The organism is Methylocystis sp. ATCC 49242, assembly GCF_000188155.2.
Taxonomy (GTDB): domain Bacteria; phylum Pseudomonadota; class Alphaproteobacteria; order Rhizobiales; family Beijerinckiaceae; genus Methylocystis.
Genome location: NZ_KE124774.1, coordinates 2,362,187 through 2,386,724, shown reverse-complemented (window position 1 = coordinate 2,386,724; position 24,538 = coordinate 2,362,187). Strand labels below are relative to the sequence as shown.

The following is a 24,538-nucleotide window of genomic DNA, read 5'->3' as shown; positions in this document are numbered from 1 at the left end:
GCGCGCGCTGCAATATAGGGGGCGGGAGCTATCCTGAGCCGCCTGCGCGGCGTCACGAAAGAGCGGACCATGGCCGAACATTCCACGCCCCATTTCCACAATACGCCCGGCGTCGCCCAGATTCGCGTGGGGGCGAAGGAGTTCATGTGCATCGGCGCGCTGCCGCCGTTCGACCATCCGCATGTCTATCTCGACATGGGCGCGGATTCGCAGGCGGTCTGCCCCTATTGCTCGACCCTTTTCGTCTACGACGCCTCGCTGCACGGCGGCGCCGACCCGGCGGAATGCGTCTATCACGCGACCGAAGAAGCCGCCTGAGGACCGGGCCGGCGTGAGCGCGCCCATCGTCATCGCGGGCGCCGGCGTCGGCGGGCTGACCGCCGCATTGTCGCTGGCGCGCGCGGGCAGACGAGCGCTGGTTCTGGAGCGCGCGGCGAAAATCGAGGAAGTCGGCGCGGGGTTTCAGATCGCGCCCAACGCCGGGCGGGTTCTGGCCGGTCTCGGCCTCGAGCCGATGCTCGCGGCGGCGGCGCTGGAGCCGCAGGCGATCAACATCCGCCGCGGGCGCGACGGCGCCGTTCTGGCCCGGCTCGATCTTTCCGGCGCGCGCGAGCGCTGGGGCGCGCCTTTCCGTGTTTTCCATCGCGCCGATCTCCAGCAGATACTGTTGCAGGGCGCGCTCGCGGAGGAGCTCGTCGAGATCCGCACAGGCGCGCGGGTCGGCGATTTCGAGGATCGCTCCGGCGTCGTCTCGCTGCGCGTCCACACATCCGGGGGGCTGGAGCAGATCGACGCCTCCGGCCTCGTCGGCGCCGATGGTCAGCGCTCCGCCGTGCGCGCGCATCTGCATCGCACAGAGCGCGACGCGCCCATCTATTCCGGCGCCACCGCCTGGCGCGCGTTGGTGCCGGCCGAACTGGCGCCTGCGCCGCTGCGGGCGCGGGAGAGCAATCTCTGGCTGTCGCCGGGCGCGCATGTCGTGCATTACCCGCTTCGCGACGGCTCGATCATAAATGTCGTCGTGATCGTCGAGGAGCCGCCGCGGCAGCAGGACGGCGCCTCCATCCTCTCGCTCGACGGGCCGTCGCTGGCGCGCGAACTGGATCGGCTGCGCTCGGCGCCGATGCTGCGCGAACTGGTGGAGGCGGGGGCCGTCTGGCGGCACTGGCCGCTTTTCGCCCGCCCGCCGCTCAAGAGCTGGAGTCGCGGCGCGGTGACCCTGCTCGGCGACGCCGCGCACCCCATGATGCCCTTTCTGGCGCAGGGCGCCGCGCAGGCGATCGAGGACGCCGACGCGCTGGGCCGCGCCTTCACGCAGCTCGGCGCGACGGCGGAGACGGCCTTCGCCGCCTATGAGCGCGCCCGCATCGTCCGCGCCTCGCAGGTGGTGCGCGCCTCGCGCCGCCAGGGCGAATATTTCCACATGGGCGGTCCGGCGGCCTTCGCCCGCGATCTCGCCATCCGCGCTCTCGGCGGGCGCGGCATGCTCGCGCGCAACGCCTGGCTCTACCGGTAAGGCTCGTCAGCTCTTTCTGGCGCCGCCGCGCCTCACGGCGATGACGCGCCTGATGCAGGGGCCGCGCGAAATCCGCATCAGCGCGGCAAGGCCGGAGACCGAGCGCCGGTTTTGCCAGAGCTTCAGCTGTGCAGGCGCTGGCCAGCCGGCGCGCGGCTTGTTAAGAAACTGTCAAGATTCGACGGGCGAGCGGAATTCGGCATTGCGGATCAGCGGCTTGAGACTTTTACGGCGTGTGTTCGCCGCTTTCTGCTGGCTCATCGGCGCAGCGAGCGCGACCGAACTGACCCCACCGCCAAAAACCGACGCCAATGGCTGGATCGTCACGGTCAGCGTCACGGGCGCGGTCGCGCCGAGCTTTCCGGGCTCGGGCCAGATGCGGCCTTATCCCTTTCCCTCGGTTTCCTTCCGCAAGGTAGGCGAGCCGGAGCTTTTCTCGACGCCCGACGAGGGTTTCGGTCTGGCGCTGCTCGATCTCGGCTATCTGCGCGCCGGGCCGGTGGCGAACTTCGTGTTCCAGCGCGGCCAGCGGGACGGGCTCTTCGGCCTGCGCCGGATTGGGCTCACGCATGAGGTGGGCGGCTTCATCGAGGTCAATCCGCTCGAGCATGTCCGCCTTCGCGCGGAGCTTCGCCAGGGCGTCGACGGCCATCGCGGCTTCGTCGCAGCGCTTTATGCCGACGCCTATCAGAGTTTCGGGCGTTTTCGCGTTTCCGCCGGCCCGCGGCTGAACTTCGGCGACAATAGCTACGCCAACGCCTATTTCTCGGTGACGCCGTTCGAGGCGCTGATCAACGGGCGACTTACGCCCTACAACGCCACGGGCGGATTCACCTCCGCGGGCGGAATGGCGACGGTGCGCTACGATTTCGACGAATGGACCAGCGTCTCGGTCTTCGGCGGAGGCCAGCGTCTGCTTGGCGGCGTCGGGGGAAGCCCCATTCCGAACCTCATCGGCTCCCGCAGCCAATACACCGCCGGCCTCTCGGTCGCGCGCTCCTTCGAGGTGCGCAATCCGTTTCCGTTCTGAGCGATTCAGTCTTTCTGGCGCGTGCGTTCCTTCACGCATTCGCGCGTGAAGTCGCGCAGCGCCGCCTTGTCGAGCCCCTTCGCCTCGCCTTCGCGGGCGCATTCGTGGCGCACAGCGCGATGAGAAGCGCGGCCGAAAAAGCATTTCGTAAGAAAAGCGTCGCGCTCGGGGCCCTTGAGACTGTGCTCGTTGGCGCGGTCGCGGCAGGCGTGTCGGATCCGTCGCGCCTCGAATTTCGAAATGCGGCGGGATGAATCATGGCCTGAATTTGGCGCGCTCGCGGCGGCGGGCGCCGGCGTCGCGGGGGATGGACGCGTGTCGGCCAAGGCGGCGCCCACGCAGGCGAGATAGGCGCAAGCGCCGAGAACATTGAAGCGAATCAAGGCGGGAAGGGGAAAAATCGGTTTCATTCTTTCCTGTCTCGCCCGTGAGAAAGCGGTATCAATAGCAGCAATATCTGTGGCGGATTTGCGTCCGAATGGCGCCTCGATCGCGCCGACCCGACCCGGCCTTCGCCACAAAAATTATACCGGCGGCGGCCGCATTAACCAGTGTGCCCCGGCAAAATTTACCAGTTTGAGGCGAAAGTTAAAGGCGCCATTGCGTGAGCTGAGCTATTTTATCGAATGTCCCGCAAAAAAGTCATTAAAAAACAGCAATATGTGCAAAAGCGTCGAATTTTACGGATTTTCCTTGCGAAGAATTATACTTACCTTCTGTCTGCTCAAATCTGAAGTGGTTCGCGTAAAATGCGGCCGAATTACTTTCAGTGACGGCAAAACAAGAAACCTAATCTCGCCTCATCAGACGGAGGCGGGTTATGTTCGGCATCATCGGCAAAGCGGTTGCGGCTCTCGGACTGGCGGGCGTGGCGCTCGTCGCCGTCAATGAGACCAGCTTCGCCGGCGTGGAGGCCGCGACCTTCGCCGCGACGGGCGCCGAGACGAGCGTCCCCTATGGCTGGGTCGATTTCTGCCAGCGCTATCGCGGCGAATGTCAGGAAACGACGCATGAGGCGCGCGACATCGAGCTGACGCCGGCGGCGTTCCGCAAGATCGCCCGCATCAACAGCTGGGTGAACAGGAACATCGACCCCGTCTCCGACACGGACCACTGGGGCGCGGTCGACGCCTGGGACTATCCGACCGACGGCAAGGGCGATTGCGAGGATTACGCCCTCCTGAAGCGCCGCATGCTGATCGAGGCGGGATTTCCGGCCGAGGCCCTGTTGCTCACGGTCGTGAAGGAGAAGAACGGCGACGGCCACTCGGTCCTCACGATCAAGACCAACCGCGGCGAGTTCGTGCTCGACAATCTCGCCGATCAAGTGAAGCCCTGGACCGCCGCCCCCTACCGCTTCGTGAAGCGTCAGTCGCAGGAGAATCCCAATGTGTGGGTCTCGATCGGCGCGCCGACGACCGCCCCCCTCTACGTCTCGAATAAACCATAATCGGAGAAGGCGGCGGCGCACATCTTGGCAAGGCGGACACAATCGTTAATGATTTATTAACGGTTGGGTTCGTCGAGTAAGGTTGCGTCAAGATGTCGGTCTTCTCGCGTCGCGCATTGAAAAGCCTCGGTCTCGCCGCCGGGCTTCTCTGCCTCGCCGCTTCCGGGGTCATCGCCCGCCCGGCGGCGGCGACCTACGCCCCGGTCGGGCCCGAAACCAGCGTGCCCTTCGGCTGGGTCGATTTCTGCCAGCGCTACGCATCCGAATGCCGCGAGGGCGACGGCGGCGCGCGCGAGATCGAATGGACGGACGCCGCGCGCCGACGGATCGAGAAGATCAACGCCTGGGTGAACAGGAACATCGATCCCGTCTCCGACAGGGATCATTGGGGCGTCGTGGACGAGTGGGACTATCCCACCGACGGCAAGGGCGATTGCGAGGATTACGCGCTGCTGAAGCGCCGCATGCTGATCGAGGACGGCTTTCCGTCCGGGGCGCTGCTGCTCACGGTCGTCAAGGACGAGCATGGCGACGGCCATTCGATCCTGACGGTGAGGACGGATCGCGGCGATTATGTGCTCGACAATCTCACGGGCGGCGTGAAGCCCTGGTCGAGCGCGCCCTATCGTTTCGTGAAGCGTCAGTCGCAGGCGAGCCCGAATGTCTGGGTCTCAATCGGCGCGCCTACGAGCGCGCCGATGTATGTGTCGAAGTAAGAGGCGTCAATCGGCGATCGACTCCAGCCCCTTCGCATAGCGCCGGCCGTTTTCGACATAATGTTTCGCTGATTCGAGATGGCGGAGGCGCGCGTCGTCGCCGAGTTCGCGGATGACCTTCGCGGGCGAGCCGACGATCAGCGAATTGTCTGGAAATTCCTTGCCTTCGGTGACGAGCGCATTGGCGCCGACGAGGCAGTTCCTGCCGATCCTGGCGCCGTTGAGGATCGTCGCGCCCATGCCGATCAGGCTGCCCTCTCCAATCGTGCAGCCGTGCAGGATGACATTGTGGCCGATGGTGCAATCCGCCCCGATGGTCAGCGGGAAGCCCATGTCGGTATGGAGAACGCTGTTGTCCTGAATGTTGCTGCGCGCGCCGATGGTGATCCACTCATTGTCGCCGCGCAGGACGCAGCCGAACCAGACATTGGCGTCTTCCTGCAGCTCCACCCTTCCGATGAGATGCGCGCCCGGCGCCACGAAAAAGCGTCCGGGGGCGGGCAGGCGCGGGGCGGTTCCGTCGAGCTTGTAAAGCGGCATGCGAAGCGGTCTCCTCTGGTCCAGCTTGCCTTCGGCGTGTCTGCGACATAGCCATTTCCGCGCGCTGGCGCAAAGGCGCCCGCGCGCTGGCGCCGGACTGGCGTCTTCTCCGCCGCTCATTCGGAGCGCGGGCGAAAATGCGCTATAAGCGCTTGTGTCGGTTTCGTCATTCGGGCGGAGACGCGGTTGGCGGGCCGCGCTTCGCCGGCGCCTCGCCTGACGAATCACTGAAACGGAGGGCGCGCCCTGAGCGGCGGATTGTTACGCGATCGGATGCGGCTGGCTGGCGTCTCCGCCGCGCGCGCGCTCGCGCGCCGCGCGGCCGCGCCTTATCATCTCGTGAAGTCCATGGCGATCGCGCCGCCCGAGCGGCTGCGGGTCGCGCCGCCGGAAATCCGCACGACGGATTCGACCGTCGCCGACGAGATTTACGCGGGCTATTTTTCCTTCGAGGGCAAAACCGTCCAGACTCACGGCGCCTCGCCCTTCGGCCTGTCGGCGCCCACGCCCGGATGGCGGCGCGCGCTCGCGGGTTTCTCCTGGCTGCGCCATTTGCGCGCCGCCGACAGGGCGCTGGCGCAGGCGAACGCCCGGGCGCTCGTCGCCGATTTCCTGTCCCTGCGCGGGCTCCCCCGGCGCGATCCGGCGATGGAGCCGGCCGTCATCGCGCGACGCCTGCTGTCCTTCCTCACCCAGTCGCCCGTGCTGCTCGACGGCGCCGACGCCGATTTCTACGACGCTTTCATGCGGTCCCTGGCGCATAGCGCGCGACTTCTGTGGCGGGCGCTGGCGTCCGGCGAGGCGCGCGGGGCCGATCGCATGTTCTGCGCCGTCGCCCTCGCCCAATACGCCGTCTGCGCCGACAATGGCCGCAAGATCGGCCCGCAGGTGACGCACGCCCTTTCCGCCGAACTCGACCGCCAGATTCTGAGCGACGGCGGCCATATCAGCCGCAATCCGCAGGTCGCGGTCGATCTGCTGCTCGATCTTCTCCCCCTGCGCCAGGTCATCGCCGCGCGTGGCCTGCAGACGCCGGAGTCGATGCTGCGCTCGATCGACCGAATGATGCCGACCCTGCGGATGCTGCAGCATGGCGACGGCTCGCTGGCGCTCTTCAACGGCATGGGCGCGACGGCGCTGGACCGTCTCGCCAATGTCCTCGCCTATGAGGATTCGCGCGGCGCGGCGCCGGCGAACGCGCCATATTCGGGCTATCAGCGCCTCGAGGCGCGGGACGCGCTCGTCATTGTCGACGCGGGCCCCCCGCCGCCGCCGGAATTCTCGCGCGGCGCCCATGCGGGATGTCTCTCCTTCGAATTTTCGCTCGGCTTCGAGCGCGTCGTCGTGAATTGCGGCGCTCCCGCGCCCCAGCACGAAGACGCCCGCGAGCTGGCCCGCGCCACTGCGGCGCATTCAACCCTTGTGCTCGGCGACATGTCCTCGGCGCGCATCGGTCCGCGCGGCGCCGGGCGTTGGGCCGCGGGCCGCATTCTCGACGGGCCGCGCGTCGTTTCGGTCGAACGGCGCCAGCTCGAGGACGAGACGACGCTCGTCATGTCGCATGACGGCTATCGACGCGATTTCGGCCTCGTCCACGCGCGAGAGCTGACGCTGACCCATGACGCGACCACCGTGGCGGGCCGCGACCGTCTTCTTGTCGCCGAGAACGCCACGCCCCGGGCCGCTCCGACCGAGTTCGAGATCCGCTTTCACCTGCATCCCCGTGTTCGCGCGGCGCCGCGCGGGGCGGATGTGGAGCTGACGCTCGCCAATGGCGAGACATTGCTTTTCGAAGCCGTCGGCGCCCGGCCGCTCGTCGAGGAGAGCATCTTCTTCGCCAATCCGGGCGGGGCGCGCCGATGCGCCCAGATCGTTCTGCGCGGCTACGCCTCGCCGCAGGCCGAGGTGCGCTGGTCCCTTCAGCGCGTCGAGGCGCTTCCGCCGGTTCCGCTGGCGGGGGATGTGTGATAAGCGCGGCGCGAGAAGCGGTTTCGAGCGAAACCGGTTCGCTCGAAGAAAACGCCACAAGACCCAAGGGAATCGCGAACCTTTCCGGCTCCGCCGGACCGGAAAGCCGCCGGTTTTCATGAAGGACAGCTCCATGCCGGTCGATCACCGCAAAATCGCGCGCGCGCTTCTCTCCGTCTCCGACAAGACGGGCCTCGTCGAATTTGCGCGCGCCCTCGCGGATCACGGGGTCGAGCTGGTTTCCACGGGCGGCACGCGCAAGGCGCTCGCCGACGCCGGCCTCGCGGTGAAGGACATTTCCGACCTCACCCATTTCCCTGAAATGATGGATGGGCGGCTCAAGACGCTGCACCCCAAAGTGCATGGCGGCCTCCTCGCGATCCGCGAGAATCCGGAACATGAGGCGGCCATGCTCGCCCATGACATCCGTCCGATCGATCTTCTCGTCGTCAATCTCTATCCCTTCGAAGCGACGCTGGCGAAGGGTGCGCCCTTCGAGGAATGCGTGGAAAACATCGACATCGGCGGGCCTGCGATGATCCGGGCCGCGTCGAAAAATCATGACGACGTCGCCGTCGTCGTCGATCCTTCCGATTACGCCGCCGTGACCGCGGAGATGGCCGCAATCGGCGGCGCGACGAGTCTCGCGACCCGCCGCCGCCTCGCGCAGAAAGCCTTCGCGCGCACCGCGGCCTATGACTCGGCGATCTCCAACTGGCTTGCAAAGGAGCTTGGCGAAGCCTCGCCGCCCGTGCGCGCCTTCGGCGGGCGCCTGTCGGAGCCCATGCGCTACGGCGAAAATCCGCATCAGTCGGCGGGCTTCTATCTCACGGGCGAGGCGCGCCCCGGCGTCGCGACGGCCCGGCAGGCGCAGGGCAAGCAGCTCTCCTACAACAATGTCAACGACACGGACGCCGCTTTCGAATGCGTCTCGGAATTCGATCCCGCGCGCACGGCGGCCGTGGCGATCGTCAAGCACGCCAATCCCTGCGGGGTCGCGGAGGGCGCGACGCTGGAGGAGGCCTATCTCAAGGCGCTGCGCTGCGATCCGGTTTCCGCCTTCGGCGGCATCGTGGCGCTCAATCGCAGGCTCGACGCCGAGGCCGCGCGCGAGATCGTGAAAGTCTTCACGGAAGTCATCATAGCGCCCGACGCCGAGGCGGAGGCGATCGAGATCGTCGGCGCAAAGAAGAATCTGCGCCTGCTCCTGACCGGCGGCCTGCCGGACCCGCGCGCGGGTGGCGTCACTTTCCGCAGCGTCGCGGGCGGATTTCTTGCGCAGTCGCGCGACAACGCCGTCGTCGACGACATGGATCTGAAGGTCGTCACGAAGCGCCAGCCGACCGCGCAGGAGCTGGCGGACATGAAATTCGCCTATCGCGTCGTCAAGCATGTGAAGTCCAACGCCATCGTTTACGCCAAGGATCTCGCCACGGTGGGGATTGGCGCGGGACAGATGTCGCGTGTGGATTCCTCGCGCACCGCCGCGCACAAGGCGGGCGAGGCGGCGCAGGCGGCGGGCCTTGCCGAAAGTCTCGCGAAAGGCTCGGTCGTCGCGTCGGACGCCTTCTTTCCCTTCCCCGACGGGCTCCTCGCGGCGGCGGCGGCCGGCACTACGGCGGTCATTCAACCGGGCGGCTCGATCAACGACAAGGACGTGATCGCCGCGGCGGACGAGAAAGGCCTCGCAATGGTCTTCACCGGCGTAAGGCACTTCCGGCACTAGCCAGGCGATGCTGGTTGTGGCTAAGGTGAGTTTCTATCGGGAGTTTTGGGGGAGTTGAAAATGCGTCGCGCGCTGAAAATCTCACTGGGTCTCGCCCTGCTTTGTGCGCTTGCCTCGGGAGACGCGCTTGCGAAATCCCGCAAGCAGCCGGCGCCCGCCGGTCAGGTCGCCGCCAACAACGAAGACGATTTTCCAATCGCCCTGCCGAAGAATCTCACGACCAACAAGGACTGGCTCGACGACGGCGCCGCTTCGGCGGCGGCGCAGGGAAAGCTGCGGCCGAACGCCCGAGCCAATGACCGTTATTTCCTCGAGCAGCAGGATTTCGCCGACCAGGACCCGCTGCGCTATTCGGAATATGGCAGCGTCTTCGACGGCTGGTGAGTCGCCGTAAGGGATTGCTCATTGCATGAAGACAGGGCCGGCGGCCGCCAGCCCTTCTTCCCTTTTCACCATTTCGGCCGCGCTCAGCACACGGGATAGCGGCGGTAGCCGACGACATCGCCCCAGCGATTGAAGATCGGGCGGCTTTCGTAATAGCAGCCGTCGCTCGCGGCGACGCCCGCGGCGATTGCGCCGATCGCAAGAGCGCCGACTGCGCCGGCCGCATAGGGGCCCCAGCCGTAACCATGGTGATGATGCCAGGCGAGGGCCGGCGTGGCGCTCGCGACCGAACCGGCAAGAACAGCGGCGGCGATGGTCGTGGTGACGATCTTCTTCGATGTGGACATGATGCTCTCCTTTGGTTGTTTCGCGATTTCCGTTTCGCGAATGAGAGCAACTTAAGGCGCGTCTTCGCCCGCGTTTGTACGCGAACGCACATGACGAACGCGCGAGGAAAGAGGATGTTTTACGCCTCGCTCTGCGCGAGCAGCTTCTGCTGGTGATCGGTCGTCAGCGCGTCGATGATCTCGTCGAACTCGCCTTCCATCACGCGATCGAGCTTGTAGAGCGTGAGATTGATGCGATGGTCGGTGACGCGCCCTTGCGGAAAATTATAGGTGCGGATGCGTTCCGAGCGGTCGCCTGAGCCGACCTGTTGCTTGCGGTCGTCGGAGCGCTCCTTGTCGAGGCGCTGGCGCTCGGCGTCATAGAGGCGTGAGCGCAACACATTCATGGCTTTCGCCTTGTTGCGATGCTGCGAGCGCTCCTCCTGCATCATCACCACGATGCCCGAGGGAATATGGGTGATGCGGATCGCCGATTCCGTCTTGTTGACGTGCTGGCCGCCGGCGCCCTGGGCGCGCATGGTGTCGATCTGCAAATCCTTTTCGTCGATGTCGATGTCGACGTCTTCGGCTTGCGGCAGCACGGCGACCGTGGCGGCGGAAGTGTGGATCCGGCCCTGCGTCTCCGTCTCCGGCACACGCTGCACGCGATGCACGCCGGATTCGAATTTCAGCCTTCCATAGACGCCGCGCCCGATGATTTCGGCGACGATTTCCTTGAAGCCGCCGAGCGCGCCGGGGCTCTCCGAGACGAGCTCAACGCGCCAGCCCTTGAGCGCCGCGTATTTCTGATAGGCGCGGAAGAGATCGCCGGCGAAAAGCGCGGCCTCGTCCCCGCCCGTGCCGGCGCGCACTTCGAGAATGACGCCCTTCTCGTCGGCTTCGTCCTTCGGCAGCAGGGCGAGTCGCAGCGTGTTTGCGGCGGCCTCCAGTTTTTCGCGCGCGCCGTCGGTTTCGGATTCCGCCAGCGCGCGCATCTCGGGGTCGAGCGAAGAGTCGGCCAGCATGGCGGCGAGATCGTCGACTTCGCGCTGCGCGTCGCGCCAGGCGCGGATGGCGTCGACGACGTCGTCGAGCGTGGCGCGCTCGCGCGAGAGGGCGACGAATGTCTGTCCGTCGGCGCCGCCGGCGAGTTTCTCGCCGATTTCGTCATAACGGCGCAGAATGAGGTCGAGCTTGTCTTGTGCGAACATGCGGATCGGATTCGTGAGGGTGCGGGCGAGCGACGAAAAGGCGGAAGAGCGTCGCTACAAGGGAATGTTGCGCGAAAGCGCATAATCGCGCAGCTTTTCGCGCACCGAGGGCGCGCCGTCGTCGGCCGCGAGCAGCGTCGCCAGAAACACCTGCGCCTCGTCGAGATCGACATTGAGGATCATCGACTTCACCGGGCCGATGGCGGAGGGCGACATGGATAGCGAGCGATAGCCGATGGCGAGCAGGGCCAGCGCCTCGAGCGGGCGCCCGCCCATTTCGCCGCAAAGAGTGACGGGCGTGTTCGCGCGCCGTCCTGCTTCGGCGACGCGCTCCAGCGCGCGCAGCACGGGCGGCGAGAGATTGTCATAGCGCTTGGAGACGCGCGTGTTGTCGCGGTCCGCCGCATACATGTACTGGACGAGGTCGTTGGAGCCGACCGACAGAAAATCCGCGCGCTCCGCGATGAGGTCGAGCTCCCAAAGGAGCGACGGCACCTCCACCATGGCGCCGAGCCGCAGCGACCGCGGCGGCGAGTAGTCGTGGCGCTTTATGTGATCGAGCTCGCGCAGGGCGATGGCTCTGGCCGCCTCGAACTCCGCGACATTGGCGATCATCGGGAACATGATGCGCAGGTCGCGGTCGGCGCCCGCCTTCAGCATGGCGCGTATCTGCATCCGCAGCAGGCCGGGACGGTCGAGGCCGATGCGGATGGCGCGCCAGCCGAGCGCCGGATTCTCCTCCTCGATCTTCGCCATGTAGGGAAGAATCTTGTCCGAGCCGATGTCGAGCGTGCGGAATGTTATCGGCCGGTCGGGGGCGGCGTCGAGCACGGCCTTGTAAAAGCGGTGCTGCTCGTCCATGCGCGGAAAGCGCGGCGCGAGCATGAATTGCAGCTCCGTGCGGAAGAGGCCGACCGACGCCGCGCCGGTCTCGTGGACATGCGGCATGTCGATGGCGAGGCCGGCGTTCATGTGCAGCGCGATCTGCACCCCGTCTTTCGTGATGGCGGGAACGTCCCGCAGCCTGGCGTATTGCTCCTGACGCCTTGCCCGCAGCCGCGCCTTTTCGGCATAGGCGCTCTGAACGTCGGGCTGCGGCCGCACATGGACTTCGCCGGTGGAGCCGTCGACGATGATCGGATCGCCCGTCTCGACGATGTCGATGAGGCCCGGCACGAGGCCGACGGTCGCGACGCCGAGCGCCCGGGCCACGATGGCGACATGGCTCGTCGGCCCGCCCTCCTCGAGCACCAGCCCGCGCAGCCGCTTGCGGTCGTAGTCGAGCAGCGCCGCCGGCCCCATGGTGCGGGCGACGATGATCGCGTTTTCCGGCACGCTCTCGCGGTCGGCGACATAGCTCTGACCGGTGAGCTGGTGCAGCAGCCGATTGGCGATGTCGTCGAGATCATGCAGCCGGTCGCGCAGATAGGGGTCGGTCTGGCGCTGCATGCGCGCGCGGGCGTCGTTCTGGACGCGCTCGACGGCGGCCTCCGCGGTCAGGCCGGACATCACCGCCTCGCGAAGGCGGCGCACCCAGCCGCGGTCGTTTGCGACCATGCGGACGGTCTGGAGCACTTCGCGATGCTCGCCGGCGCCCATGCGGTCGCCATGGGCGACGAGTTCGTCGATCGCGGCGCGCATGGCGTCGATCGCCTGCTCCAGCCGCCCGAGTTCGCCGGAGATGTCCTCGGCCACGAGCTGCTTGACGACGACGCGCGGCTCGTGGAGCAGCACATGGCCGAGGCCGACGCCCTCGACCATCGGCGAACCCCTGAGCGTGGCGGGACGGTAGAGCGCGAGGTCGCGGGGGTCCTCTATCGCCTGCAGCTCGCCCGAGGCGATGAGTTCGGCGAGGAGCATCGCCGTCGTCTGAAGCGCCTCGATTTCCTCCTCGGAATAGACGCGGCGAACCTTGTTCTGGACGACGAGCACGCCGAGCGTGTTGCCGCCGCGCAGGATCGGTACGCCGAGGAAGGAGTGGTAGACTTCTTCGCCCGTCTCCGGCTTGTAGGCGAAGGCCGGATGCTCCTGCGCCTCGGAGAGCGCCAGCGGCTCGGCGCTCTTGGCGATGAGGCCGACGAGGCCTTCGCCCGAGTGCATGGTGGTCTGATGCACGGCCTCGCGATTGAGGCCTTCGGTGGCGTAAAGTTCGAGACGCTGGTCGGCGCGCAGCACGTAGACGGAGCAGACCTCGGCGACCATGTTCGCGGCGATCTGCACCACGATCTTGTCGAGACGCGCCTGCGCGCTCACCGACTCCGCGCTGATTTCGCGCAGCCGGCGCAGCAAAAGGCGGGGGCCGCCAAGAGCGCTACGCATCAGATCCGTTCCCGTTTACATGGCGCCGCCGGCGGACGGACCGTCGCGAAAATGAATGTCGCCTGAGGAATCCCGCGCCGCCGCGCCGCAGCCTGTCCTGAAGCGTATATTGGCGCCGTCGGCCCTCCGCAAGCGCTGCCGACTTTCGCACGCAAGGACCATACCGGATTTTGGGCCGGATTGAATCGACTTGCGGATCGACGCCGAAGGCTCTACTGATTTTTACCATCTGTCCGGCATGTTCGACGCCCGCCGGGCGGGTCCGGGCGCGCGCCTGCGGCCGCCACGCGCGGGCGCTGCGGGAGCGAGACGCGTCCCCGCCACGCTTTTGACGTCTTTGGCGGTTCGCTATCGGATAGAGCCCGTAATCGAGAAGTGAATGTGCGTCTCCAGACCTTTCTGACCGCCCTTTTTCTGCTGTTCGTCTCTGCGACGGCGGTCCTTGCCATGGAGTCGGTGCGCGTGCCGCAGGGCGCGCGGGCGATCGACCTCACCCATGTCGTCGAGAAGCACTCCTCGCAGGGCGACCGCCTGCAGGTTTCGACCGCGCCGGGCTCCGACGGCATCGTCCGCCGCATCGAGGTGGGCGCCCGCGAGGCAGGCAGCCGCCCCAACTGGATCGTCTTCGCGCTGACGAACGACACTGACGAGCAGATCGAGCGCCTGATCGTCGCCCCGCATTTCCGGCTTCAGGGCTCGGGCGTCATATGGCCGGACCTCGGCTCCACGCGCATCAACGCCATCACCGCCAGTCAGGGCTTTCCGCCCGAAGCGGAGGACAGCGCCGACGCCGACGTCTTCAGGCTGACCCTCGATCCCGGCACCACCGTCACTTATGTGGCGGAGCTGCGCACGCCGAACCTTCCGCAGCTCTATCTCTGGGAGCCCGAAGCCTACAAGGACAAGGTGACGAGCCTGACCCTTTACAAGGGCATCGTCATCGGCATCGCGGGACTTCTGGCGCTTTTCCTCACCATCGTCTTCGTGGTGAAGGGCGCGGTCATCTTCCCGGCCGCAGCCGCGCTGGCCTGGGCGGTGCTCGCCTATGTCGTCATCGACTTCGGTTTCTGGGACAAGATTTTCGGCTCCGACGCCAACACCGACCGCATCTGGCGCGCCGGCGCGGAGACGGTTCTCTCCGCGACTCTGGTCGTCTTCCTCTTCGCCTATCTCAATCTCAACCGCTGGCATGTGCGCGCCTGGCATGTGGCGGCGCTGTGGCTGTTGATCCTCGCCGACCTCATCGGCCTCGCCATGTTCGACGCGCCCGTGGCGGCAGGCGTCGCGCGCATCTCGCTCGCGACGATCGCCGTCGTCGGCTTCGTGCTTGTGCTCTATCTCGCGTCGCACGGCTTCGAGCGCGCGATTATGCTCATCCCCACCTGGTTCCTGCTCGTCGTCTGGGTGGCGACGGCGGGTTTCGCGGTCGCGGGATGGATGACGAACGACCTCGTCTCGCCGGCGCTCGTCGGCGGCCTCGTCCTCATCGTCATGCTGATCGGCTTCACCGTGATGCAGAACGCCTTCGCGACAGGCGGTCTCTCCCATGGAGCGATCAGCGACGTGGAGCGCAAGGCGCTGGCCATGACCGGCGCCAATGAGATCGTCTTTGACTGGGACGTGCCCTCCGACCATATCTACGTCAGCCCCGAAGCCGAGGCCGCGCTCGGCCTCGATCGCGGCGGGCTGGAAGGCGCCGCCTCCTCCTGGCTCGACCTTCTGCATCCCTTCGAGCAGGACCGTTACCGCGCCTGCCTCGACGCGCTGTTGGAGCAGCGCCGCGGCCGCATCAACCAGGAGTTCCGCCTGCGCGCGGCCGACGGGCACTATCTCTGCTACAGGCTGCGGGCGCGTCCCGTCGTCGGGCCGGACGGCGAGGTCATCCGCGTCGTCGGCACGCTCACCGACGTCACGGACGAGCGCAACGCGCAGGAGCGTCTGCTGCATGACGCGGTGCATGACAATCTGACGGGCCTGCCCAATCGAGAACTTTTCTTCGACCGTCTCGAAGCCGCCCTGGTCTTCGCGCGCATGGACAAGGACGTGCGCCCCACGGTGCTCGTCATCGACATCGACCGCTTCAAGCAGATCAACGAGCAGGTCGGCATCGCCATGGGCGACAGCATCCTGCTGACTGTCGCGCATCGCCTCACGCGGTTGCTGCAGCCGCAGGACACGCTGGCGCGGCTCAACGGCGACGCATTCGCCATCATCCTCGTGTCCGAGACGCACGCCGATCACGTCATCACGCTCGCCGATTCCGTGCGCCGCTCGCTGGCGACGCCGGTGCGCTTCACCGACCGCGAGATCGCGCTTTTCGCCTCCATCGGCATCGCGCTCTATGACCAGCAGATGCACCCCGGCGCCGACGACATGCTCGAGGACGCCGAGATCGCCATGCGCCACGCCAAGCGCAGCGGCGGCAATCGCATCGAGGTCTTCCGCCCGGCGATGCGCGCGCAGCGTTCCGACCGTCTGACGCTCGAGGCCGACATGCGCCGGGCGCTGGAGCGCGGCGAGGTCAAGGTCTTCTTTCAACCGATCGTGCGTCTCGAAGACCGCACCATCGCCGGTTTCGAGGCGCTGCTGCGCTGGGACCACCCGCGCCTCGGGCGCCTCGAGCCCTCGCAATTCATTCCGATCGCCGAGCAGACGGGCCTCATTATCGATTTCGGCCTGCTGGCGCTGGAGCGGACCGCGCGTGAACTCGCCGCCTGGCAGCGCGCGCTCGCCGTCGATCCGCCGATTTTCGCCTCTGTGAACGTCTCATCTCGGCAATTGCTGCGACATGATCTGCTGCGCGACGTAAAGAGCGTGCTGATGCGCCACGACATCGTGAAGGGCAGCCTCAAGCTCGAACTCACGGAAAGCCTCGTGATGGAGAATCCCGAATATGCGGCGCAGATGCTGGCGCGCATAAAGGAGCTCGGCGCCGGGCTCTCGCTCGACGATTTCGGCACGGGCTATTCCTCGCTCGCCTATCTGCAGCGTTTCCCCTTCGACACGATCAAGATCGACCGCTCCTTCGTGAAGCAGAGCGGCAAGGGCGCGCGCCCCGTCATCCTGCGCTCGATCATCGCGCTGGCGCAGGATCTCGGCATGGATGTCGTGGCGGAAGGCGCCGAGACCGAGTCGGACGCGATCGAGCTTTACCAGCTCGGCTGCGGCTACGCGCAGGGCTACGCCTTCGGCCGTCCGATCAGCTCGCAGGAGGCGCGCCGGCTCGTGGGCGCGGCGCCTGAGGCGGCGTAAGCATTCCCTCCGTCCGCAAGGCGGGTTAGGGTGTCGCCGTCATTGCGAGCGGAGCGAAGCAATCGAGAGGCGCGACGCCGCCTCCGCGAACCCTCGTCGCTCCGCGCAATGACGGAACCGACCCGCATTGCGACATGACCAAAAAGCCCGCCTCCCGTCCCCTTTCCGTCGACGAATTGAGTCCCGCCGAAGCGCGCGCGGAACATGCGCGCCTCGGCGAGGACATCGCGCGCTACGACGAGGCCTATTATCGGGAGGACGCGCCGCTCGTTCCCGATGCGGAATATGACGCCGCGCGCCGCCGCTACGAGGCGCTGGAAAAAGCCTTTCCGGAACTCGTCACGCCCGAATCGCTGACGAGGAAGGTCGGCGCGAAGCCTTCCGAGAAATTCGCAAAGGTAAAGCACGCCGTGCCGATGCTGTCGCTCGGCAATGTGTTTTCGGACGAGGAGGTCTTCGATTTCGTCGCGCGCGTGCGGCGTTTTCTCGGTCTTGGCGAGCGGGCGCGTCTCGCCTTCACCGCCGAACCCAAGATCGACGGGCTTTCCTGCTCGCTGCGCTATGAAGGCGGACGCCTCGCGCAGGCGGCGACGCGCGGCGACGGCTATGAGGGCGAGGACGTCACCGCTAATATCCGCACGCTCCGCGAAATTCCGCACAAGCTCCATGGCGATGCGCCCGACGTGCTGGAAGTGCGCGGCGAGGTCTATATGACCCACGCCGATTTCGCCGCGCTCAACGAGCGCCAGACGGCGGCCGGCAAGCCGCCTTTCGCCAATCCGCGCAATGCGGCGGCAGGGTCGCTGCGCCAGCTCGACCCGAAGATCACAGCCGGGCGGCCGCTGCATTTCTTCGCATACGGCTGGGGCGAGGCGAGCGAATTGCCGGGCGAGACGCAATGGAGCGTGCTGGAGGCGTTCGGGCGTCTCGGCCTGAAGGTCAATCCGCTCACGAGACTTTGCGACGGCGCGGAGGAAATGCTCGCGCATTATCGCGCGATCGAGGCGCGGCGGGCGACGCTCGGCTATGACATCGACGGCGTCGTCTACAAGGTCGACGACATTTCGCTGCAGGAGCGGCTCGGTTTCGTCTCCCGCGCGCCGCGCTGGGCGGCAGCGCATAAATTCCCCGCCGAGCGCGCGACAACCATTTTGCGCGACATAGAGATTCAAGTGGGCCGCACCGGCGCGCTGACGCCCGTAGCGCGGCTGGAGCCTGTCACGGTCGGCGGCGTCGTGGTTTCCAACGCCACACTGCACAATGAGGATGAGATCGCCCGCAAGGACATACGCGTCGGCGACACGGTCGTCGTGCAACGCGCAGGCGACGTCATTCCTCAGATTGTGGAAGTGGTGACGGAGAAGAGGCCCCACGGCGCGAAGCCCTATCACTTCCCGCATGTCTGCCCGCGCTGCGGTTCGGCGGCGCTGCGCGAGATCGACGAGAAGACGGGAGAGGCCGATGTCGTGCGCCGCTGCACGGGCTCGCTCGTCTGTCCGGCGCAGGCGGTGGAGCGGCTGAAACATTTCGCCTCGCGCAACGCCTTCGACATCGAAGGGCTCGGCGACAGGCAGATCGAATATTTCTACGACGAGGGGCTGATAAAGACGGCGTCGGATATTTTCACGCTCGAGGAGCGCGACCGCGCGAGCCTGACAAAGATAAAGAATCGCGAGGGCTTCGGCGAAACCTCGGTGCGCAATCTCTTCGCGGCGATCGAGGCGCGCCGCACGATCCCGATCAATCGCTTTCTTTACGCGCTCGGCATCCGCCATGTCGGCGAGACCAACGCCCGCCGCCTTGCGCGCCATTTCGGCGATTTCGAATCCTTGCGCGAAACGGCGCGCGAAGCGGATCCGGGCACGGAAGCCCGCGCGCGCATCGACTCCATCGACGGTGTCGGGCCGGTGGTGGCGGAGGCGCTGCATGATTTCTTCGCCGAGCCGCACAACGAGAAGGAGCTCGACGCGCTGCTTTCGCAGGTGACGCTGGAGCCGATGCCGGAGATCGCCTCCTCGTCGCCCGTCGCCGGCAAGACCGTCGTCTTCACCGGGGCGCTGGAACGCCTCACGCGCGACGAAGCCAAGGCGCAGGCCGAGCGCTTCGGCGCGAAGGTGGCGGCGTCCGTGTCGAAGAAGACGGACCTCGTCGTGGCGGGGCCAGGCGCGGGGTCGAAACTCGCGAAGGCGCAGGAGCTCGGGATCGAGGTGATTTCAGAGGACGAGTGGTTTACGCGGACTGGTCAGGGGTAGCGGTCGAGGCGGCCTCGCCCTTCGAGACGCGAGCTTCGCTCGCTCCTCAGGGTGAGGCCTGAGTGTCTGACGCCCGGAAAAGAAGCCCCTCATGCTGAGGAGCCTGCGAAGCGGGCGTCTCGAAGCACGAGGGGCGTCAACCCCATTTAGTTCAAACCGCCTTCGACCCCGGCGTTTCACCCTTTTTGTAGGCGGTGCCGAACACGTAATCCCACCAGATCGCGTGCACGCCAAAACCCTTCTCCGCGTCGCGGAAGTGGTGCAGCATGTGCAGCCGCTTCACCATCTTGCCGAACTCCGACGTCGGCTGGCCGTGATGCGTCCAGTAGTGCACGCAGTCGTAGATCACATAGCCCCCCATGAAGCCCGCGAGCACCGGCCAGGCGAATGTCGCGCCGAACAGCGCGCGGATGATGGCGAGCGCGATCAGCATGATCGGCGCCGACAGCAGCGGCGGCATCACGAGCCGCAGCGGGTCGTTGGGATAGATGTGATGCACGCCGTGGATGAGGAACTGGAAACGCGGGCCGAGCCCGAAGGGCAGCGGAAACACCGTATGGAACAGATAGCGGTGGCCGAAATATTCGGTCAGCGTCCAGCCGAGATAGCCCAGCACGAGGCCCAGCAGCACCAGCGCGACGCCGTTCAGCGTCAGCGAATAGAAGACCAGGCCGAGAAAGATCGGCGTATAGACGATCACCGGCGTGAGGTGATGCACGCGCGACATTTTGTCGAGGAGATCGTTCTCGAAAAGGCGCGGGGAGGCGTCGAGCGGCTCGCCCTGGGTCTTTATGTCCTGCGTCATGGGCTTACTCCGCGGCCGCGGCGACGGGGGCCGCGCGCTCGGCGGCCTGCGTCACATTTTCCGAGCGCGTGCCGAGCGAATAGGTGGGATCGAAGATGAAGGTCACGAGCAGAGCCACCCAGGAGCGATGGCAGCGCAGCGTGTCATAGAACTCCGGCGCCATGGCGGTGAGCTGCGGGAGGCGCGTCCACGGAATTTCGTGAAAGTCGTGATGCTCATTGTGATAGCCGATATTGAGCGCGAGCTTGTTCAGCGGCCCGTAGTAATCGAAGGTGCCCTGATCGGGCGCAAAGGCGAAATGCTCCTGCACCCAGCGTGCGGAGAGGGGATGCAGGCCGCCCACCGAGAACCAGAAGGAGAAGAAGAGATAGAGCAGGGCGTTCGGCCCGAAGGCCCAGAGCACGAAGATGTCGAAGGCGGCGATCACGGCGATGTTGATATAGGTCCATTTGCCCATGATCGGCACCGTGCCCTTCAGCCGCGACAGGCGCGCGAGCTGGATCGCGGGAAAACCGAAGAGCCACGCCGCCTTGCGCCATGTGCTGTTGCCGACCCACTCGACTTCCCACTGGCTCGGAATGTCGGCGTCGTAGTCATAGGCCGAGAGATGCGAGTGGTGCTTGATGTGATAGCAGCGAAAGCCCATCGCCGTCGGGAAGGCGTTGGGCAGGTCCGCGAGGATCGCCGTCCATTTGTTGGCGAGCGGATTGTCGAAGACGCAATTGTGAATGGCGTCGTGAATGATGACGAAATTGGCGTGATTGGCGAAGGCGCCGACGCAGATCGCCATCAGCAGCGACAGCCACCAGTAGGAAAGCCCGAGCCAGCCGAGCCAGGCGGCGATGACGAGCTGGCCGACGAAGATGCCGGCGGTGATCTTGAAGGTGACGGGGTCCTTGCCGAAGAGCTCGCGCACCTGCGGATATTTCTCGAGGATCAGCCGGCGACGCTCGACATGCGAGCGGTCGGCGCCGTTTGCGGTGACCGAAATGCCGTTCATGATGTTATCCTGTCGCTTGCGGATTTGCTGAAACGCTGTCGGGCGCACGCAGGGCTTCGCCGTCGCCGGAAAGCCGTCTTTCGTAAATGCGATGAATCTTGTCGACCTTGCCGCCGAACATTTCGATCGGCTTGCGCATGGCGAGATTGTTTTCGAGCACCCATCCTGCTTCGAGATGCTTGATCGAGGCGGAAGCGCCGCGCCGGCGCATCTCCTCGATCATCGCGAGCAGAATGGCGCCGCCGGTCGCGCTGTTCTGAAGCGCCTTGCGCGTGCCGAGCAGCACGATGCGCGCGGCGTTGAACTTGTGATGGCGCATGCGCGAGATGAGACGCGGCAGGCCGAAGGGGAAGAGCTTTCCACCCATGTCCGCCACGATCTCGAAGAGATTGGGCAGCGCGATGACGAAGGATTGGGGAACGCCGTCCAGTTCGACGACGATGCCGAATTCCGGCGGCATGACGAATTTCAGCGCGTCGGCGGTTGAGTCGAACTCGGCCTTGGTGAAGGGCACGAAGCCCCAGTTGCCGCTCCAGCCGTCGTTGAACAGCTCCTGCATCAGCGCCGTCTCGCCGGTCTTGAGCGCGTCCATGTTCAGTGGCCGCAGCTTCAGCCGGTCGCGCCATTCCCGGCGGTTCGAGATGCGGGGAGCCTCGTTGAGAAATCCTTCGTCGAGCTCGAAGCGGTAGGAGATGAGGTCCTGCGCCTTTGTATAGCCGAGCGCCTCGAGATGGCGCGAGAGATAGGGCGGATGCCAGGGCATGAAGATCATGGGCGTCGCCTCGAAGCCCTCGACCAGCATGCCGCACTCGCCATTGATCGTGGGCGAGAAGGGGCCGTTGACGTGCGTCGCGCCTTTTTCCCGCAGCCAGTTCTCGGCCGCCTCCGTCAGCGCGCGCACCACCTCGAGGTCGTCGATGGCGTCGAGCGCGCCGAATTGCGCCGGGCTCGCCCCCACGGGCGTTATGCCGTCCTTGTAGACATGCGCACTGATGCGGCCGACCCATTGTCCGTCGCGGCGGGCGAGGAATTTCTGGTCCTCCACCAGCTTGTAATGCGGATTGAGCATATGGGCGAAAAGCGTCCAGCGCTCGAGGTCGAGCGGCGGCGCGAAGCCCTTCGCGCCCGCGTAGATCAGGCGCGGCAGCTTGCAGAAGACCAGGAAGCGCGACAGTCCGTCGACGGGAAGAATCTCGATCCGCGCCATGCACAAGTCCTATCGGTCAAAACGCCGCGCGCGAAAGCGTCATATTGACGCGGAGACGAGCCCGCGGCCGAAGCGTGTCAGGCGCCCGCCATCGCCGCGGCGACGATCCGCTGGGCTTCCTCCGACACCGGAGGCATGTCGCGCAATGCATGAATGACGCCGCGAATCTCGGCCTCGGTGTGATTGGCGGAGAAGAAGAAGCGAAGGCGTGGGCCGTCCTTGGGCACGCCGATGCGCACGACGGGCGGCACGTAATAGCCCTTTTCGAGCAAATGGCGCGCCGCCCACATGGTCTCGAGGTCGCTTTCGAACAGGATCGGCACCACGCCGCGGCCGATGGCCGGGCCGGTGGAAAAGCCGTTCTCATGCGCGACCTGGCGGAAGAGCTCGGCGTTCTGCGCGAGTTTCCCGATACGCCAGGTCTCCTCCTGCATCAGTTTGAGCGCCGTACGCGCCGCCGCGAGAATGACGGGCGAGAAGCCGACGCTGTAGACGAAGCCGGGAAGGGTGAAGCGAAACCACTCGATCACCTCCTTCTTCGCGCAGACATAGCCGCCGCAGGAGGCGAGACTCTTCGACATGGTGCCGACGATGATGTCGATGCGCTGCGGATCGACGCCCTGATGCTCGGCGAGGCCGCGGCCATGATCGCCGAGAACGCCCAGCGAATGGGCCTCGTCGACCATCAGCCAGATCTTGTATTTGTCCTTGATCTCGTAGAGACGCGGCAGGTCGGCGGTGTCGCCGTCCATGCTGTAGACGCCTTCGACCACGACGAGCACATTGCGATATTCCTCGCGATGGCGCGCCAGCAGATGGTCCAGGTGATCCATGTCGTTGTGGCGGAACTTGACGACATGGGCGGGCGCGCCCTCGGCGCCGTAGACGATGCTGTTGTGCGCGAGTTCGTCGATGAAAATGGCGTCGCGCTTGCCGTTCATCAGATAGGCGATCGTCGTCACATTGGCGAGATAGCCGGAGACCAGCGCCAGCGCGCTCTCCATGCCGATGAATCTCGCGATCTCCGCCTCGAACTGCTTGTGGGTCGTGCGCTCGCCGCCGACGAGCCGCGACGCCAGGGCGCCAATGCCGAGATTGTCGACCTCGCGCTTGGCCTCCTCGCGGATGCGGGGGTGATTCGCGAGGCCCAGATAGTCGTAATTGGCGAAGCTAACGAAATGCGTGCCCTGCGCCTCGAAATCGGCGCGCAGCTTGTCGATCTGGGCGAAGAAGGGGTTGTTGAACTCGAGCAGGGCGTTGCCCGCGAGGCGGAATCTCCGCGACGCATAGTCCGAGAGGCTTCTGTGCTTCGTCACTTAAATCCGCAGTCCCTGCATGACCGGCCGCGTCGCGCGCTCGCCGGCTCAAGATAAGGGCGCGCCGCGGTCGGCGGGCGCCCAAGGAATGATCGCGTCCCTTAGCACCCCCGCCCCGTCGGCGCCAGTGTGCCGGCGTCGGCCGCCCCTATGGCGCTCGCGCGCGGCTTTCTCTATTGGCTTGTCGAATGGAACACTCGCCGCATCGCCCCCACGCCGATTTTCACTCGCCCCTCCGCCTGAGGGTGGAGAATCTCGCAGTCGCGCGCGGCGGCAGGCGGGTGTTGGACGGGGTGAGCTTCGCGCTTTCCGGCGGCGAGGCGCTGGTCGTGACCGGCAGGAACGGCGTCGGCAAGTCGACAATGCTGCGCGCGATCGCCGGGCTTTTGCCCAAGGCCGGCGGAACGGTCGCGCTGGAGGGTGGCGCGGCGGAGGCGGAACTTGCGCAACAGACCCATTATCTCGCCCATGCCGACGGCATGAAGGCGGCGCTCACCGTGGCGGAAAATCTCGATTTCTGGGCGGGCTATCTCTCCCGCGAGCCCGACCCGCGCAGCCGTTCGGTGGCGGACGCGCTCGCCGTGGTGGGGCTGTCGCATGCGCTCGACGCGCCCTTCGGGGCGCTCTCGGCGGGACAGAAGCGGCGCGCGGCGCTGGCGCGGCTCCTCGTCGCCTTCCGTCCACTGTGGCTCCTCGACGAGCCGATGACCGCCCTCGATCGCGGCTCGCGCGAGAAATTCGCCAAGGCCATGCGCGACCATTGCGCGCTCGGCGGCCTCATCGTCGCGGCGACCCACGAACCATTGGGACTCGAAGAAGCGGCCGAACTGCCGCTGGGAGCATTGAAGTGACGTCGCCGCTCGCCTCTCTCTTCCTGCGTGAATGGCGCATCGCCCGTCGCGTCGGCGGCTCGGGCGCCATGGGCGTCGTGTTCTTCCTCACGCTCGTGACCATCGTGCCCTTCGCGGTCGGGCCGGACCCGAACCTCCTCGCCCGCATCGGCCCGGCGATCCTCTGGATCGCGGCGTTGCTCGCGAGCCTGCTCGCCTTCGACCGGCTGTTCCAGGCCGACGCCGAGGACGGCTCGCTCGACCTGCTTCACCTCGGCGACACGCCGCTGGAGCTCGCGGTGCTGGTGAAATGCGCGGCGCATTGGGCCGCGACCGGCCTGCCGTTGATCGTCGCCGCTCCTTTCCTCGGCCTCATGCTGCAGCAGGAGACGGCGTCTCTCGTCGGCGTCGTCGCGACGCTGCTCGTCGGGACGCCGGCGCTGACGCTGATCGGCGCCATCGGGGCGGCGGCGACCGTCACCGTGCGGCGCGGCGGCCTGTTGATGGCGCTCCTCGTGCTGCCGCTGACGATCCCGGTGCTGATCTTCGGCGTCTCGGCGGCGGAGGCCGCGACGGGCGGGACCGTGCCCTTCTATTCGCCCTTCTCGATCCTCTGCGCGATCACGCTCGCCGCATTGGCGCTTTGCCCCTTCGCGGCGGCGGCGGCGCTGCGAAATCTGGGGGAATGAA

The 24,538-nt window shown here is 66.3% G+C and carries 21 protein-coding genes; 12 read left to right on the top strand and 9 right to left on the bottom strand.

Annotated elements, in window-relative coordinates:
* The first annotated feature begins 69 nt into the window (after positions 1-69).
* From MET49242_RS13685 to MET49242_RS13675, 3 genes are all read left to right on the top strand, one after another.
* The gene (locus MET49242_RS13685) at positions 70-318 is read left to right on the top strand and encodes a zinc-finger domain-containing protein (protein WP_036283602.1); all 249 of its coding nucleotides are present in this window, start codon (positions 70-72) and stop codon (positions 316-318) included.
* Between the two features lie 13 nt (positions 319-331).
* Positions 332-1,516: an FAD-dependent monooxygenase gene (locus MET49242_RS13680; protein ID WP_036283600.1), complete on the top strand. Its 1,185-nt coding sequence runs from the start codon at positions 332-334 to the stop codon at positions 1,514-1,516.
* 217 nt (positions 1,517-1,733) lie between these two features.
* Complete coding sequence (locus MET49242_RS13675; protein ID WP_244430817.1) at positions 1,734-2,546, top strand: MipA/OmpV family protein; 813 nt, start codon at positions 1,734-1,736, stop codon at positions 2,544-2,546.
* A 5-nt stretch (positions 2,547-2,551) separates the two neighbouring features.
* Here MET49242_RS13675 and MET49242_RS13670 read toward each other — a convergent pair whose 3' ends face one another.
* Positions 2,552-2,956 carry a hypothetical protein gene (locus MET49242_RS13670; protein ID WP_036283598.1) on the bottom strand — a complete coding sequence of 135 codons (405 nt, stop codon included), beginning with the start codon at positions 2,954-2,956 and terminating at the stop codon, positions 2,552-2,554.
* A 410-nt stretch (positions 2,957-3,366) separates the two neighbouring features.
* Here MET49242_RS13670 and MET49242_RS13665 point away from each other — a divergent pair, with 410 nt between their 5' ends.
* Together MET49242_RS13665 and MET49242_RS13660 are read left to right on the top strand one after the other, a co-directional pair.
* Positions 3,367-3,996 (top strand): transglutaminase-like cysteine peptidase, encoded by a 630-nt coding sequence (locus MET49242_RS13665; RefSeq protein ID WP_036283597.1) that lies wholly within the window; start codon positions 3,367-3,369, stop codon positions 3,994-3,996.
* A 92-nt stretch (positions 3,997-4,088) separates the two neighbouring features.
* Positions 4,089-4,712 carry a transglutaminase-like cysteine peptidase gene (locus MET49242_RS13660; protein ID WP_036283595.1) on the top strand — a complete coding sequence of 208 codons (624 nt, stop codon included), beginning with the start codon at positions 4,089-4,091 and terminating at the stop codon, positions 4,710-4,712.
* 6 nt (positions 4,713-4,718) lie between these two features.
* Here MET49242_RS13660 and MET49242_RS13655 read toward each other — a convergent pair whose 3' ends face one another.
* A complete protein-coding gene (locus tag MET49242_RS13655) occupies positions 4,719-5,252 on the bottom strand; it encodes a gamma carbonic anhydrase family protein (protein WP_036288110.1) in 534 nt (177 codons plus the stop codon).
* Between the two features lie 273 nt (positions 5,253-5,525).
* Here MET49242_RS13655 and MET49242_RS13650 point away from each other — a divergent pair, with 273 nt between their 5' ends.
* The 3 genes from MET49242_RS13650 to MET49242_RS13640 all read left to right on the top strand — a co-directional run bounded on the left by MET49242_RS13650 (position 5,526) and on the right by MET49242_RS13640 (position 9,330).
* The gene (locus MET49242_RS13650; RefSeq protein ID WP_051134200.1) at positions 5,526-7,220 is read left to right on the top strand and encodes a heparinase II/III family protein; all 1,695 of its coding nucleotides are present in this window, start codon (positions 5,526-5,528) and stop codon (positions 7,218-7,220) included.
* A gap of 133 nt (positions 7,221-7,353) precedes the next feature.
* On the top strand, positions 7,354-8,946 hold the full coding sequence (gene purH / locus MET49242_RS13645) for a bifunctional phosphoribosylaminoimidazolecarboxamide formyltransferase/IMP cyclohydrolase (protein ID WP_036288104.1): 1,593 nt from the start codon (positions 7,354-7,356) through the stop codon (positions 8,944-8,946).
* A gap of 60 nt (positions 8,947-9,006) precedes the next feature.
* The gene (locus MET49242_RS13640; RefSeq protein WP_036283594.1) at positions 9,007-9,330 is read left to right on the top strand and encodes a hypothetical protein; all 324 of its coding nucleotides are present in this window, start codon (positions 9,007-9,009) and stop codon (positions 9,328-9,330) included.
* Positions 9,331-9,413: 83 nt separating this feature from the next.
* Here MET49242_RS13640 and MET49242_RS13635 read toward each other — a convergent pair whose 3' ends face one another.
* The 3 genes from MET49242_RS13635 to ptsP all read right to left on the bottom strand — a co-directional run bounded on the left by MET49242_RS13635 (position 9,414) and on the right by ptsP (position 13,186).
* Positions 9,414-9,677, bottom strand: a complete 264-nt coding sequence (locus tag MET49242_RS13635; protein ID WP_036283593.1) for a hypothetical protein — start codon at positions 9,675-9,677, stop codon at positions 9,414-9,416.
* A 119-nt stretch (positions 9,678-9,796) separates the two neighbouring features.
* Positions 9,797-10,867 (bottom strand): peptide chain release factor 1, encoded by a 1,071-nt coding sequence (prfA, locus tag MET49242_RS13630; RefSeq protein WP_036283592.1) that lies wholly within the window; start codon positions 10,865-10,867, stop codon positions 9,797-9,799.
* Positions 10,868-10,921: 54 nt separating this feature from the next.
* A complete protein-coding gene (gene ptsP / locus MET49242_RS13625) occupies positions 10,922-13,186 on the bottom strand; it encodes a phosphoenolpyruvate--protein phosphotransferase (protein WP_036283590.1) in 2,265 nt (754 codons plus the stop codon).
* 381 nt (positions 13,187-13,567) lie between these two features.
* Between ptsP and MET49242_RS13615 the strand changes: the two genes are divergently transcribed.
* Together MET49242_RS13615 and ligA are read left to right on the top strand one after the other, a co-directional pair.
* A complete protein-coding gene (locus MET49242_RS13615; protein ID WP_051134525.1) occupies positions 13,568-16,438 on the top strand; it encodes an EAL domain-containing protein in 2,871 nt (956 codons plus the stop codon).
* Between the two features lie 134 nt (positions 16,439-16,572).
* Positions 16,573-18,690, top strand: a complete 2,118-nt coding sequence (gene ligA / locus MET49242_RS13610) for an NAD-dependent DNA ligase LigA (protein WP_036283587.1) — start codon at positions 16,573-16,575, stop codon at positions 18,688-18,690.
* A gap of 151 nt (positions 18,691-18,841) precedes the next feature.
* On the opposite strand, the gene MET49242_RS13605 is transcribed toward ligA, so the two are convergent.
* The 4 genes from MET49242_RS13605 to MET49242_RS13590 form a co-directional block, all read right to left on the bottom strand.
* The gene (locus MET49242_RS13605) at positions 18,842-19,495 is read right to left on the bottom strand and encodes a sterol desaturase family protein (protein ID WP_036283586.1); all 654 of its coding nucleotides are present in this window, start codon (positions 19,493-19,495) and stop codon (positions 18,842-18,844) included.
* Between the two features lie 4 nt (positions 19,496-19,499).
* Positions 19,500-20,495: a fatty acid desaturase gene (locus MET49242_RS13600; RefSeq protein ID WP_036283585.1), complete on the bottom strand. Its 996-nt coding sequence runs from the start codon at positions 20,493-20,495 to the stop codon at positions 19,500-19,502.
* 4 nt (positions 20,496-20,499) lie between these two features.
* Complete coding sequence (locus MET49242_RS13595) at positions 20,500-21,702, bottom strand: hypothetical protein (RefSeq protein WP_036283583.1); 1,203 nt, start codon at positions 21,700-21,702, stop codon at positions 20,500-20,502.
* A gap of 77 nt (positions 21,703-21,779) precedes the next feature.
* Positions 21,780-23,018, bottom strand: a complete 1,239-nt coding sequence (locus tag MET49242_RS13590) for an aminotransferase class I/II-fold pyridoxal phosphate-dependent enzyme (protein WP_036283581.1) — start codon at positions 23,016-23,018, stop codon at positions 21,780-21,782.
* A gap of 188 nt (positions 23,019-23,206) precedes the next feature.
* Between MET49242_RS13590 and ccmA the strand changes: the two genes are divergently transcribed.
* Together ccmA and ccmB are read left to right on the top strand one after the other, a co-directional pair.
* Positions 23,207-23,869 (top strand): heme ABC exporter ATP-binding protein CcmA, encoded by a 663-nt coding sequence (gene ccmA / locus MET49242_RS13585; protein WP_051134199.1) that lies wholly within the window; start codon positions 23,207-23,209, stop codon positions 23,867-23,869.
* Positions 23,866-24,537 carry a heme exporter protein CcmB gene (ccmB, locus tag MET49242_RS13580; RefSeq protein ID WP_036283580.1) on the top strand — a complete coding sequence of 224 codons (672 nt, stop codon included), beginning with the start codon at positions 23,866-23,868 and terminating at the stop codon, positions 24,535-24,537. The genes ccmA and ccmB overlap by 4 nt, the downstream gene beginning before the upstream one ends.
* Position 24,538 lies beyond the last annotated feature (1 nt).